The organism is Aeromonas sp. A600620, from assembly GCF_029479985.1.
In the GTDB taxonomy this organism is placed as follows: Bacteria; Pseudomonadota; Gammaproteobacteria; order Enterobacterales; family Aeromonadaceae; genus Aeromonas; species Aeromonas veronii_A.
This window is the reverse complement of the sequence record NZ_JAAKXB010000003.1, coordinates 307,561-320,470: the sequence shown is the minus strand read 5'-3', so window position 1 is coordinate 320,470 and position 12,910 is coordinate 307,561. Positions and strand designations below refer to the sequence as shown.

Sequence of the window (12,910 nt, the reverse complement as noted above, 5' to 3'; positions counted from 1 at the left end):
CTAACTCAATGAAATAATTGACAAACGTTTTTCTGCAAATCGACTCAGATGCGGGAAAGTCAAGCCTGGTTCAGCGCTTAATTAACGACTCGTGATCGACCCCGTAAAGTTGTAAACAAGATGCTTTTGTATCCCTTTCTAGATGGTAGCCTAGCTCTCAACTACCACTTAATGGCTAACTATAGGAAGTCCATCATGGCTACATTCAAGTTCTATATTCCCGCTATCAACCTGATGGGTGCCGGCTGTCTGCAAGAGGCCGCCGCCGATATCAAGGGTTACGGCTATCGCAAGGCGTTGATCGTCACCGACAAAATTCTCAACCAGATCGGCGTGGTCGCCAAGCTCACCACCCTGTTGGCTGAACATGGCATTGAAAGCGCTGTTTTCGATGAGACCAAACCCAACCCCACTACCAGCAACGTCGAAGCGGGTCTGGCCATGATCAAGGCCAACGGCTGCGATTGCGTCATCTCGCTGGGTGGCGGCTCGCCCCACGACTGCGCCAAGGGCATCGCGCTGGTCGCCGCCAACGGTGGCAGCATCAAGGATTACGAAGGGGTGGATCGCTCCGCCAAACCGCAACTGCCGCTTATCGCCATCAACACCACCGCCGGTACCGCCTCCGAGATGACCCGCTTCTGCATCATCACCGACGAAGCGCGCCACGTGAAAATGGCCATCATCGACAAGCACGTTACCCCGCTGATGTCGGTCAACGATCCCGAACTGATGCTGGCCAAGCCGGCTGGTCTCACCGCCGCCACCGGTATGGATGCCCTGACCCACGCCATCGAAGCCTATGTCTCCACCATCGCCACCCCGGTGACCGATGCCAGCGCCGTGATGGCCATCGAGCTGATTGCCAAGCACCTGCGCACCGCCGTTCACCATGGCGATGACCTGCATGCCCGCGAGCAGATGGCCTACGCCCAGTTCCTGGCCGGCATGGCCTTCAACAACGCAAGCCTCGGCTATGTGCACGCCATGGCCCACCAGCTGGGCGGTTTCTACGACCTGCCCCATGGCGTCTGCAACGCCGTGCTGCTGCCCCACGTTCAGGCGTTCAACGCCCAGGTGAGCGCGGCTCGTCTGAAGGATGTGGCCCGCTACATGGGGGTGGACGTGAGTGCCATGAGCGACGAACAGGGCGCCGCCGCCGCCATTGCCGCCATCAAGCAGCTGGCGCTGGATGTGAAGATCCCGGCCGGGCTGGAGCAGCTCGGCGTCAAGGCCGATGACTTCGATACCCTGGCCAGCAACGCCCTGAAAGATGCCTGTGGCTTCACCAACCCGAAACAGGCGAGCCACGAAGAGATCGTCGCCATCTTCCGCGCTGCAATGTGATTGTTGCCTGATTGCCAGAAAGGGTCGCAGTGCGACCCTTTTTATTGGCTGATGGATCAATGGCTTTTTACTTCCGTGGAGGGAGTCGGTATGATTTGCCGAGCCAAAAAAGACTGTATGGATGATCTGAACTCGATATGCGGATGAAACACCTGATTGCCGCGGCCTTGACCGCCCTCACCCTCTCCGGTTGCAGCCTGGTCTATCGTATCGATATTCCCCAGGGCAACTATGTGGAACAAAAACAGGTCGACAAACTGCGCCAGGGGATGACCCGCGAGCAGGTCAGCTATGTACTGGGAACCCCCATGCTGCGTGACGGCTTTGATCCCAACACCTGGTACTACCTCTATGAGTTCCAGCCGGGGCGCGGTGAGAAAGAGCGCAAGGAGCTCACCGTCACCTTCGCCAATGACAGGCTGACCACAGTGACGGGTGACTTCCCGCTGCCAGCAGCTTTCAATACCCCGCTCTGATATACCGCAAAACCGGCCTCGTGCCGGTTTTGTTTTATCCAGCCTCCGCACTATGTATCCTGCCCGTTATCCTGTCAGGGAATGTCGTGTCATATCCTCCCATTGCAGCTGCCTGCAAATTGGCTGATGCTGATCAGAACCATCATCGAATGAAACCGGGAGAACACCATGAGCCGGATCCTGATTGCCGGAGCCAGCGGCCTGATCGGTCGCGAACTGGTGCAGCAACTGCCTGCCGAACATGAACTGACCCTGCTCTGTCGCAAGCCGGGCAAGGAGGCGCACCACTGGCTACCGGTCAATTTTGATGATCTGGCCAGCGTCACACTCTCCCGCCCGGTGGATATCGCCTTCTGTGCCCTCGGCACCACCCGCAAGGAGGCGGGCTCTGCCGAGGCGTTTCGCCGGGTCGATCTCGACTATGTGGTCGCCTTTGCCGATCTGGCCCGCCGCCACGGTTGTCAACGGCTCATCGTGGTCTCAAGCATGGGGGCCAGTGCATCGTCCCCGGCTCTCTATCCGCGAACCAAGGGGGAGATGGAGCAGGCCCTGCTGGCCCAATCCTGGCCACGGCTCGCCATCGTACGGCCCGCCATGCTGCTCGGGGATCGCCAGCCACCGCGCCTCTCCGAGCAGATCTTTCAGACCATCTACCCACTGTTTCGGCCACTGCTGGTGGGCAAGCTCGCCCGCTGGCGCGCCATCGAGGCCCGTCAGGTGGCCCGCGCCATGATCGCCCTCTCGAAACTGCCCGCTGGGTGCGAGATTGTCGAGAACGAGCAACTGCTGACCCTCTGAACTAGGCCTTCCCTACTACTTACGCACAGTGCTGCAAAAACAGAGCCGCAAAAACAGCAGGGCAAGCCAATTGGCTTGCCCTTTGTTTATCTGTTGGCGAGGTCCCCTGACCGCCTCTTGCCATCACAGGCCGCGCTCGACTGTCAGGGCAACATCCATCAACCGCGAATATGGTCGATAAAGGCGTCGATCTGCTCGCGAGTGCAGGCAGGGTTCATAAAGACTGCCTTTTCCCCAGCGATGTAGGAGTACTTGCCACGGGCGTCATAGTCGGAATGGGCCACCGCCTCCACCCAGTTGGTGTAGAGCCCCACCTTGCCGCGCCCCTTGAACAGGCTGCGGTGGTAATCGGTATTGCGCTGCAGTCGCACCTTGTAGGCAGGGTCACTGGAGCGGGCCAGCTCGAAGGCAAATTCGGCCTCCGGATCGCTCACCCACTCGGGGTTGTAGATCTTGAAGCCGACGCTCGGCCCCTGATTCTCCTGCGCCACCAGCATGACGTTGCCCAGCTGGCTTAACCGGAAGCGGAAGTAGTTGGCATTTTGCAGGCAGTGGGCCAGCACGGTGCGATACCCCTCCACCCCCATATAGTTGAGCGCCGCATAGGCACCGAACAGACCACTCGCGCCGCGGGAGCACTCGATGGTGGATTGCAGGTGGGTCTGGCCCTGAATATCCCGCTCGAAGTAGGAGAAGTTCTCCGGGTCATTCTCCATCGCCTTGAGGTCATCCTGCTCTTTAATCATCACCAGACTGGAGGTGTAGGGTACATAGCCCCACTTCTGGAAGTCGACGGTGAAGGAGTCGGCATATTTGAGCTCGGCAAAGCGCGCCACGTTGCGCTCGATCCCCGCCAGAGTGGCGCTGTTGATGGCGAGCGGGTTGGCGGCAAAGTCGTAACCCAGGAAGAAGATCATCGACCAGCCGATGGCGGCATCGACGTGGATATGGGGCTTGACCGCCACCTCGAACTGCTCGCAGAGGCGATTGCGCAGCTCGAACACTGGTTTCACCTGATCTACCCCGAAGGTGTCGGTGGTGCCCATGGTGAGCATGATGGTGGGCACCACGTGTTTCAGGGCAAAACAGGCGGTCAGGGTGCGCTCGAGGTGGTCGAGATCGATGTCATTGTTCTCGCCGACCTGAATGCGGATGGTCTTGTTCTCGATGTCGACCCCGAGCAGGGAGAGGTTGGTGATGTTGGAGTAGTGACCGCCTTGGGAGTTGATGATGCGGTAATCCTGATAGTGGCCTAGCCCCTTGTGCTTGGCCTCCGGCAAGGTTTTGCGAATGCCGAGCAAGTAGCCGTAGAGGTTACAGAAGGTCCCCCCCTGGGTGAAGATGCCGGTGGCGCGAGCCGGGTCGTAACCCGCCAGCAGCGCTATCTGGCGCACCACCTTCTTCTCCAGCTCCTCGGCCACTCCGGCGTATTCGGAGTAGACCAGATTGGGGTTGGCCAGAATACCCATCTGGGCGCCATAGATAGCGGGATCCGCCGACATGGTGATGACGTTCTCGACACTGGAGGGGTTCTCCCAATCCTTCGATAGAGCAGCGGCAAACAGCAACTCGGCCATCGGCTCGCCCGGGGTGCGCATGGTGGCAGGCACCGGCATGGTCTCGCAGAGATCGGCCAGGCGGGCACGGCCATCAGGCCAGGCGTTCAGGCGGGCATCCGGCGCCAGGCCACGGGCCCGAAATTCGTTGAGGGTGGCAAATCCGGGTTCGCGAAAAACGGGCCAGAGATCGGGATTACGCGAGAAAAAGTTGGCTTTGACGGTGGCGAAACGGGCGGAGAAATCGGGGTGGACGGCATTGACGCTGTCGTCTTTAAGATAAACTAAGTCACTCATTTTTATACCATTAGTACAGCAAATGTGCGGCCGTTATACCCCTGTGTCAGCGGGGCCAACAGTGACAATATCTAATGGCCTACCCTACTTTTTGTCATGTATCAGCCATCACAAGGGCTGGCAAAAAGGCGCCTTTGAGGCGCCTCTTTATATTTCGTGATCTTGCTCCCATCCTGGCTGACAGCGCCCTCACTACCGGACCGCCATCAGCGCAGCCCTCAACGCAGGGAGGCCAACAGCCACTCGGCAAACTCCGTCAGCTCACTCTGCTGCTGCGGAAAGGCCGCCAGCCAGGGCTGCAGGCGCGCGGAAACAGCCTCCGCTCGATAGCCGCAACCCGCCAGTTCGGCCGCCAGCCGATCAAACGGGGCCGGCTCCAGAGTATCGCTAAAGAGCTGCGCCCGGGTGATGACCCCTTTCTCCACATCAAAGTGCAGCTCCACCCCGCCCCAGCTGAACCACTCCTCCAGCAGATGGGTGAAGGCGGGCGCGTGGCCATAGTTCCACTCCCAACTGCGCTGGCGAGCGAAGGTCTCGGCAAAGCCCGGCAGATCCGGCATCTGCTCCGGGGAGATATGCTCGGGCTCAACTCGCGCGCCGTAATGATGGAAAAAGGCCTCCTGCAGCGCCTCGCTCACCTGTTGATGGTCGATCCCCGGCTGCAGTTCGCACAGATTGGCCACCCGGCTGCGCACCGAGGTGATCCCCTTGGCCGCCAGCTTCTTGGGGTCGGGGTTGAGGTAGTTGGCAAGGCGGCCGAGATCGGCATCCAGCAGCAGGGTGCCGTGGTGGAACCCGCGATCCAGAGTCTCCCGATAGGCCGACCCCGATACCTTGCGCTCCCCGTCCGGGGTGACCACCAGCAGATCGTTGCGACCGGAGGCAAACGCCTCGATCCCCAATCGCTTGAGCCCATCCAGCACGATGGCGGTGGAGACGCTCTTGTCATACTCCGGCTTGCCCGCCATGAAGGTGAAGCAGCTGTTGCCAAGGTCGTGGAACACGGCGCCGCCACCGCTGCTGCGACGCGCCAGGGTCACCCCGTCCTCTTCCATGCGGCGGGTATTGCACTCCTTCCACGGATTCTGGGCACGGCCAATCACCACGGTATTGGCATTGCGCCAGAGGAACAGCACCCGCTGGCCGGGGTCCATCTGGCGGAAGATGCACTCCTCAACGGCCAGATTGAACAGGGGATCGTGAGAGTCGGAGACAAGCAGACGCAAGCGGGACATAAAAAGACCTTATCCGGAACTGGGGACAGCATGATAACACTGACGGGCTACCATCACTGAACCGTTGCACATTAACCAGTGCGCAGCAGCCACGACACATTTGCGTCACACCTGACCGCCCCATAAAAGTATCTATTGATATAACGACACAGCTTGACGTGCAACCACGGAAAAAATGCAGTCAAGCCACAATGACAACGATAAAAACGGGAAAAAGTGGCTAGAATGCGACCACTTCGATAGGCCATATGACTCTCTTATTGGTCACATAACTTGCAAAAAAACGGCATGTATCCATCACGTGTGATGAACGACACAAAAATGACTTTCCAACCCCCCTATACCCTATTGCAAACGCCTTTTCTCCCCTTGCAGGTGACACAAAATTGCTTGAATCTAGCCTAGACATCGCTCCCGAGAGAAACGTTGTATGACGGAGAACGCAGCCCCCCGCCAGCCCCTCAGCTGGTTTATGCCAATGCTGGTCAGTATGGTCATCGCGACCCTGACCTCTCCCCCCGTGCGAGCCGGCGAGCAGGTCATCGTCCAGTTGCCGTGGCAACACCAGTTCCAGTTTGCCGGTTACTACGCGGCCATCGCCAAAGGGTTTTATCGGGAGGCCGGTCTGCATGTCACCCTGCGCGAAGCGGACTCCCGCACCGATGTGGTCAGCGAGGTGATCTCGGGAAAGGCCCATTTTGGCATCAGCGGCAGTGATCTGCTGCTGGATCGGGCTGCCGGTCGTCCGGTGGTGGTGCTCGCCGCCCTGCTGCAGCACTCGCCGCTGGTTCTGCTCACGCTGGATAGGCCAGATATTCGCAACCCGGCCGATCTGGCCAACAAGCGACTGATGCTGGAGCCTGGCTCCAACGAGCTGCTGACCTACCTTTCTCACCAGACCCGCAGCCGCAACTGGGTCACCCTCCCCTACAAACAGGGGATAGAGGCACTGCTGGCGGGCAAGGTGGATGCCATCAGCGCCTACAGCACTACCGAGCCCTTCTATCTGCAACAAAAAGGGATCCCCTATCGGGTCTTCAGTCCGCGCACCATCGACTTCGACTTCTACGGCGACAACCTGTTTACCTCCGAGCGGGAGCTGATCACCCGACAGGATCGGGTCTACGCCTTCCAGCAGGCCAGCCTCAAGGGGTGGCGCTATGCGATGGACCACCCCGAAGAGATGATCAACCTCATCATGGAGCAGTACCCGACCGGGGCTGGCCGTGAACAGCTGGAGTTCGAGGCTCGCGAAACCAGAGAGCTGATGCAGCCCGACCTTATCGAACCTGGCTACATGCAGCAGGAGCGCTGGCTGCAGATCGCCAAAACCTATCTGGAGGCGGGCATGCTCACTGTATTGCCCAACCTCGACCGCTTTATCTACGACCCGGCTCAGGAGCGGCTGCGCCAGCAACGGCAACTGCTCGACAAGAGCGTGGCGGTGGCCATGCTCATCACCTTTACCCTGATGACCCTGCTCGGCATCTTCTTGCACCTCTATCTGCGCCTGCGCCAGGAGGCGCGGGATCGCCAGCGGCTGACCCGTGAATTGGCCCAGAGCGAGCAGCACTATCGCTTCGTGGCGGAGAACAGCGCCGATGTGATCTGGACCATGGATGCAGCCAGCTTGCGCTTTCGCTATGTCAGCCCGGCCATCACTCCTCTAAGCGGCTACGAGGCTCCAGAGCTGTTTGCCCTGCCCCTCAAACAGCTGCTGCCGGATGCCTCAAGGCAACTGCTGCGTGAGGAGATCTCCGCCACCCTGGAGGCATGGCAGCGGGGAGAGCATGACCAGACCCGCCGGGTCATTCGCACCCAACTGCGCCACAAGGATGGCCATCTGGTGGCGACCGAGACCATCACCACCCTCCATGGCAACCACAATGCCCAGCCGGAGGCGATCCTCGGGGTCACCCGGGATATCACCGAGCGGGCAGCACGGGAGGAGATGATGCGCCGCCTCGCCTTCTACGATCCCCTCACCGGGTTGCCCAATCGCCGCTTGCTGCAGCAACGGCTCAAGGAGCTGATGGAGCAGGAGACACCCCGTCCGCTGGCATTGATGTTTATCGATCTCGATCACTTCAAGCCGATCAACGACACCTTCGGCCATGAGACCGGGGATATTCTGCTCAATATGGTGGCCGAGCGGATGAGCCACTGCGTGCGCAAACAGGATCTGGTGGCACGGCTGGGGGGCGACGAGTTCGTTATCTTGCTGCCGGAGAGTGGCGACGAAGTGCTGGCGGTGGCCGACAAGCTGCACCAGCAGCTGCGCCATCCGTTTCAGCTGGAGGGGCAGGAATTGCTCATCTCCAGCAGTATCGGGCTGGCGCTCTATCCCGAGCACGGAGAGGATGCCAAAACCCTGATGCACCACGCCGATCAGGCCATGTATCAGGCTAAGAATCGCGGCCGCGGCCGGGTCTGCCTCTTTACCGAAGGCCTTGATCCCGAGCAGGGCGCCCTGCTGTGGCAACCCGGCCACGAGTGCGGTCACCCGCGCATCGATGCCGAGCATCGCCAGCTTTTCGTATTGACCAACCGGCTGCTGGAGCGGATGAAAGATCAGCACGAGGATCCGGCCCCGTTTCTGGAGAGTCTGGAGAGCCTGTTCGACATGGCCCGCCATCATTTCGCCTTTGAAGAGCAGATGCTGGCGGAGATCGACTATCGGGAACTCGTCAGCCACCGTCAGGATCACCAGCGCCTGCTCAACAAGGCTGGCCAGCTGCTGCACGCCGCCAAAGCGGGGAGACTGGGCAACGACGAGCTGCTCAACTTCATCATTCAGGAGCTGGTGGTCGGCCACATGAGTCAGGCGGATCGCCGCTACTTTCCTCTGTTCAGATCTGAGCGCAGCGTGCCGGTTGCAGAGGGGGTCACCTAGTCCCCCTCTGCTAAGACCCGAGCGTAACGCGCCTCTTGCGAAAGGGGCGACCTAGTCACCGCGCAGGGCAACCACGGGATCGAGACGCACAGCTCGTAGCGCAGGAGCAACCCCGGCCAATAGACCAACCAGAGCGCTGCAACCGAGCGCCAGCAGTAGATAGAGAGGATGGAGGGTGAGCGGCAAGCCGGCCGCCAGCAGAGTGAGCAGCAGCTTGAGCCCGCCGAGCAGGGCCAGTCCCATGGCTCCGCCCAGCAGCGCCAGCACCACGGCTTCGAGCAGGAACAGCAATAGAATGCGCCGCCGCGGACAGCCCAACGCCATCAGCAAGCCTACCTCGGGGATCCGCTCCTGCTGGGCGATGCTCATGATACTGAAGATGCCGACCGCCCCGATCAGCAGCGAGATAATGCCGAGCCCGCCAACCGCCAGCTTGATGATGGAGAGTATTTTGTCGAGGCTGGCTAGCATGTCCTGCTGGGAGGTGAGGGTGAAGTCCTCGGCGCCGTGGCGGGCGATCAGCACCCGCCGGATCTGGGCGGTGATATCGGCTTCCGTCTGTCCGGAGCGATAGATGACGTCGATCTCCTGCAGCCCCTCCTTGTTGAACAGCGCCTGGGCGTGAGCGGCGGGCAGATAAATCATGTCATCCAGATCAAAGCCGAGAAATTGCCCCTTGGGCGCCAGCACCCCGGCCACCCGAAAACGGCGATCACCGGCCCGCAGCAGACTGCCCGGCGCATCGCCACCGGGAAACAGCTCAGCCGCCACCTTGGCCCCCAGCACCGCATAGGCGCGGGGCATGGCACTGTCATCCGCAGGCAGAAAACGCCCCTGCTCCAGGGTGAGCCGCCAGCCTGAGAGCGCAGCCAGACCGGTGCCCAGAATGGCGGTGCTGCGGGTCAATCCGCGGCTGCGCACCTCCCCTTGCCCCTGCACCACAGGGAGCGCCGCCTCTACCCCTGCCAATCTGGCGAGGGCATCGGCATCCTCCAGCAGCAGGGGACGGCTGCTGGAGAGGATGCCGGGCGGGCCGCCTGCGGTTTCGGTCTTGCCCGGGGTCACGGCGATCAACCGGGTGCCAAATTGGGAGAAGCTGTCGAGCAGATAGAGCCTGAGCCCCTCGCCGATGCCGGTAAGCAGGGTCACCGAAGCGATCCCGATGGCAATGCCGAGCGCCGACAGCAGACTGCGACTGCGCCCCGCCAGCAAGGCACGCCAGAGCCAGAACAGCAGATCGACAGCGCGCATCAGCCACCGCTCCACTGCCCGCTGCGCAGGCTGTTGACCGGATCTTGCCGTGCCGCCCGGGAGGCGGGCAACCAGCTAAAAAACAGCCCGGTCAGCAGGGCCGCCGGTATGGTGCAGAAAGTAGCGAGCAGAGGGACCGCCGCCGGAAATCCGGGCCAAATCACTCCGACGAGGCCAACCAGGGCATAGCCCAACACAGTGCCAAACAGCGCGCCACTGCCGCTCAGCAGCAGTGCCTCCCACAAAAACAGCTGGCGGATCTGGCAACTGTCGGCCCCCAGCGCCTTGAGCAGGCCGATCTCGCCAGTGCGCTGGCGGGTGCTGATCAGCGCCAGATTCATCATCATGATGCCGGAGACCAGCAGGCTGATGGCGCCGATGCCGGCAACCGCCAAGGTGAGGGTCGAGAGAATGGTGGAGAAGGTGGCCAGCATGGCGTCACGGCGCACCACGGTCACATCGAGCACCCCGTGGCGCCCCTGCATCAGCTGCTCCAGTCGCTTGACCAGCGGCGGCACCGCTTGCCCCGCCAGCGGCTGGATCAGCAGCCGAAACAGCCCCTCGGTATTAAACAGCCGCATGGCGCTACCGACCGGGATCAGCGCGGCTTCGGCCATGTCCATCCCCAGATTGCTGCTCTGGCTGGTGAAGACCCCTACCACCCGAAAGCGGCGATTGTCAAAACGCAGCCACTGTCCGACCGGATCGACCTGACCGAACAGCTCACGGGCCACCTTGGCCCCGAGCAGAACGGCCGGGCGATCCTCTGCGGCATCCCCCGGCAGCCAGCGGCCAGAGAGCAGCTCCAGCCCGTGGGTATCGCGCAGCCCGTTGCTGCTGCCAAGCAGCATGGTCTGACGCAACCGCGCCCCCTGTTTGGCCTCGGCAAAGCCCATCACCAGCGGCACCAGCCGCACGTTTGGCTGGTGCTGGCCAAGGTAGTGCATGTCATCGAGGGTGATCTGCCGCAGACTGTTGCCGGTGACCGGCGGCAGCCCGCCGGTGGTCTCCTTGCGGCCCGGGAACATCACCAGCAGATCCTTGCCAAGGGAGCTGAACTGGTCCGCCACATAGCGCCTCGCCCCCTCCCCCAGCGCGGTGAGCAGCAGCACCGAGGTGACACTCAGACTCACCGCCAGGATCAAGACCAGCGCCCGTGAACGCTGACGCAGCAAGGCCACGGCGGCAAAGCGGATCACATCGGGGCGCCGCATTCAGCTACCGCCGCTATCAATGTTGATACGGCCATCGTTCATCAGGATACGTCTGCCCGCCCGCTCACCGAGGCGCGGGTCGTGAGTCACCACCACCAGCGTGATCCCCTGCTCCCGGTTGAGCCCCTCCAGCAGGGTAATCACCTCCTCCCCGGAACGGGAGTCGAGATTGCCGGTGGGCTCGTCGGCCAGGATCAGCCGCGGCGCCATCGCCATGGCCCGGGCGATGGCCACCCGCTGACGCTGACCGCCGGAGAGCTCGGCAGGGCGGTGTCCGGCCCGGTTCTCCAGCCCCAGCTCCCCCAGCAGTCGTTGGCTGCGACGATGGCGCTCGGCGGGGGCGATCCCGCACAACATCAGCGGCAGCTCGACGTTTTCACGGGCGGTGAGGCGGGAGATAAGGTGAAACGACTGGAACACGAAACCGATGCGATGGCCGCGCAGCTGGGCCAGCGCTGGCTCTGACAGGGTGGCGGTGTCCTCCCCTCCCAGCCAGTAGCGCCCCTCGTCTGGCCGATCCAGCAGCCCCAGCACATTGAGCAGGGTCGATTTGCCGGAGCCAGAGGGGCCCATCACCGCCAGATACTCCCCCTCGGCAACCTGCAGGGATACGCGGTCGAGGGCAGCCACCTCGCTCCCCCCCAGAGTGAAACGTCGGCTGACGGCCTCAAGGCGAATGAGATCACTCATCCGTCTGCTCCGTGGCGGCGCTGAAAGGGCCCTCCCCGACAATCTGTCCGGGCTGGGCTGCCAGCCGATCACCGGCAGCGAGCCCCTCGGCCACCTCAATCCAGTTCCAGTTTTCCACGCCCCAGCGGGGTACCACCCGCACCAGCTTATCCCCTTCCAGCCGCAGCACGCTGCCATCGTCGGCCCGGCTGCTGGCCGCTACCCGCAGCACATCGGTGGCGCGGGTCACCTCGACCTCAAGATCGGCGCTGTAGCCGATAAGCAGGGGCACATCGGTGGGCAGGGCAGTGAGCGATGCCTCCACCTCGACGGTGCGGGCCTGCTTCTCCAGCTCCTTCACATAGGGGGCGATGCGGGTGACGGTGGCGGCAAAATCGCGCCCGGGCATGGCGTCGAGCAGTACCCGGGCAGACTGCCCCACCTTGAGGCGGGCGGCATCCACCTCATCGATGGGGGCTGAGACATACAGACAGCGATCGTCGATGAGATCGATAACGGGGGGCATGGCCACTCCGGGCGGTGAGGGGGTCATGTATTCGCCCAGCTTGCTGTTGACCTCCGCCACCACTCCGGCAAACGGCGCCAGCAAGCGGCGCTCGCTCAAGCGTGCCTCCACCTGGGCGACCTGCGCCTCGTCAACCCGCTCCTGCTGGCGGGATGCGCGGCAGACATAGCGGCGGGTATCGGCCAGATTCTGGGCCTGCTCGGCGAGGGTGCGGGAGGTGAGGTTTTTGGCCAGTAAGGTGGCCAGCCGGTTGGCCTCCCGCTCGTAGTAGGCCGCCTCGCTGCAACGCTCCTCGCGCTGGGTCTTGCCAAGGGCCTGCTGGGCACGGGCACGGGCAAGATCGGCGTGAATATCGTCACTCCAGAGGGTCAGCAGCAGATCTCCCCGGGCCACCCGCTCCCCGGCCTTGACGGCGATCTGCTCCACCACGCCGCCACCGGGCAGACTGAGCCCGGCCCGCTGGCACGACTTGATGGTGCCAGCCCGGGTGTTGACCACGGTGACCAGCACATCCCCCCGCGCGACCTCTGCCAGCCTGATCGGCGTCGGCTGCGGTCGCCACCACCATGCTGCCGCAGCCACCGCTACCACGGCGCCACTTCCCCACCACAACCAACCTCTCTTCATCGCGCATCCTTTCGCTAGTGA

General features: G+C 62.3%; 10 protein-coding genes. 4 read left to right on the top strand and 6 right to left on the bottom strand.

What is annotated here, in order from left to right:
- Positions 1-195: 195 nt before the first annotated feature.
- The 3 genes from yiaY (at position 196) to G5533_RS06445 (ending at position 2,621) form a co-directional block, all read left to right on the top strand.
- Entirely contained in the window at positions 196-1,347 is a 1,152-nt protein-coding gene (yiaY, locus tag G5533_RS06455) for an L-threonine dehydrogenase (RefSeq protein WP_005359322.1), read from the top strand.
- 137 nt (positions 1,348-1,484) lie between these two features.
- A complete protein-coding gene (gene bamE / locus G5533_RS06450; RefSeq protein WP_005344334.1) occupies positions 1,485-1,823 on the top strand; it encodes an outer membrane protein assembly factor BamE in 339 nt (112 codons plus the stop codon).
- Between the two features lie 168 nt (positions 1,824-1,991).
- Positions 1,992-2,621, top strand: a complete 630-nt coding sequence (locus tag G5533_RS06445) for an NAD(P)H-binding protein (protein WP_288726925.1) — start codon at positions 1,992-1,994, stop codon at positions 2,619-2,621.
- Positions 2,622-2,779: 158 nt separating this feature from the next.
- Here G5533_RS06445 and G5533_RS06440 read toward each other — a convergent pair whose 3' ends face one another.
- Positions 2,780-4,474 carry a pyridoxal phosphate-dependent decarboxylase family protein gene (locus G5533_RS06440; RefSeq protein WP_441254618.1) on the bottom strand — a complete coding sequence of 565 codons (1,695 nt, stop codon included), beginning with the start codon at positions 4,472-4,474 and terminating at the stop codon, positions 2,780-2,782.
- A gap of 218 nt (positions 4,475-4,692) precedes the next feature.
- On the bottom strand, positions 4,693-5,709 hold the full coding sequence (locus G5533_RS06435; RefSeq protein ID WP_441254617.1) for a lipoate--protein ligase A: 1,017 nt from the start codon (positions 5,707-5,709) through the stop codon (positions 4,693-4,695).
- A gap of 430 nt (positions 5,710-6,139) precedes the next feature.
- On the opposite strand from G5533_RS06435, the gene G5533_RS06430 reads away from it, so the two are divergent.
- Positions 6,140-8,602, top strand: coding sequence for a diguanylate cyclase domain-containing protein (locus G5533_RS06430; RefSeq protein ID WP_421255293.1), 2,463 nt, complete (start codon positions 6,140-6,142; stop codon positions 8,600-8,602).
- A 51-nt stretch (positions 8,603-8,653) separates the two neighbouring features.
- On the opposite strand, the gene G5533_RS06425 is transcribed toward G5533_RS06430, so the two are convergent.
- From G5533_RS06425 to G5533_RS06410, 4 genes are read right to left on the bottom strand one after another with little or no spacing between them, the layout of a single operon-like run.
- Complete coding sequence (locus G5533_RS06425; protein WP_441254616.1) at positions 8,654-9,853, bottom strand: ABC transporter permease; 1,200 nt, start codon at positions 9,851-9,853, stop codon at positions 8,654-8,656.
- Complete coding sequence (locus G5533_RS06420) at positions 9,853-11,067, bottom strand: ABC transporter permease (protein ID WP_421255291.1); 1,215 nt, start codon at positions 11,065-11,067, stop codon at positions 9,853-9,855. The genes G5533_RS06425 and G5533_RS06420 overlap by 1 nt, the downstream gene beginning before the upstream one ends.
- A complete protein-coding gene (locus tag G5533_RS06415; RefSeq protein WP_421255290.1) occupies positions 11,068-11,757 on the bottom strand; it encodes an ABC transporter ATP-binding protein in 690 nt (229 codons plus the stop codon).
- A complete protein-coding gene (locus G5533_RS06410) occupies positions 11,750-12,889 on the bottom strand; it encodes an efflux RND transporter periplasmic adaptor subunit (protein WP_441254615.1) in 1,140 nt (379 codons plus the stop codon). The genes G5533_RS06415 and G5533_RS06410 overlap by 8 nt, the downstream gene beginning before the upstream one ends.
- Positions 12,890-12,910: the final 21 nt, after the last annotated feature.

Bases quoted from the DNA above. Each gene is read 5' to 3' on its own strand.
- G5533_RS06445 (WP_288726925.1), top strand. From the start codon at position 1,992: ATGAGCCGGATCCTGATTGCCGGAGCCAGCGGCCTGATCGGTCGCGAA.
- G5533_RS06430 (WP_421255293.1), top strand. From the start codon at position 6,140: ATGACGGAGAACGCAGCCCCCCGCCAGCCCCTCAGCTGGTTTATGCCA.
- G5533_RS06435 (WP_441254617.1), bottom strand. From the start codon at position 5,709: ATGTCCCGCTTGCGTCTGCTTGTCTCCGACTCTCACGATCCCCTGTTC.
- G5533_RS06410 (WP_441254615.1), bottom strand. From the start codon at position 12,889: ATGAAGAGAGGTTGGTTGTGGTGGGGAAGTGGCGCCGTGGTAGCGGTG.
- bamE (WP_005344334.1), top strand. From the start codon at position 1,485: ATGCGGATGAAACACCTGATTGCCGCGGCCTTGACCGCCCTCACCCTC.
- G5533_RS06420 (WP_421255291.1), bottom strand. From the start codon at position 11,067: ATGCGGCGCCCCGATGTGATCCGCTTTGCCGCCGTGGCCTTGCTGCGT.
- G5533_RS06425 (WP_441254616.1), bottom strand. From the start codon at position 9,853: ATGCGCGCTGTCGATCTGCTGTTCTGGCTCTGGCGTGCCTTGCTGGCG.
- G5533_RS06415 (WP_421255290.1), bottom strand. From the start codon at position 11,757: ATGAGTGATCTCATTCGCCTTGAGGCCGTCAGCCGACGTTTCACTCTG.
- yiaY (WP_005359322.1), top strand. From the start codon at position 196: ATGGCTACATTCAAGTTCTATATTCCCGCTATCAACCTGATGGGTGCC.
- G5533_RS06440 (WP_441254618.1), bottom strand. From the start codon at position 4,474: ATGAGTGACTTAGTTTATCTTAAAGACGACAGCGTCAATGCCGTCCAC.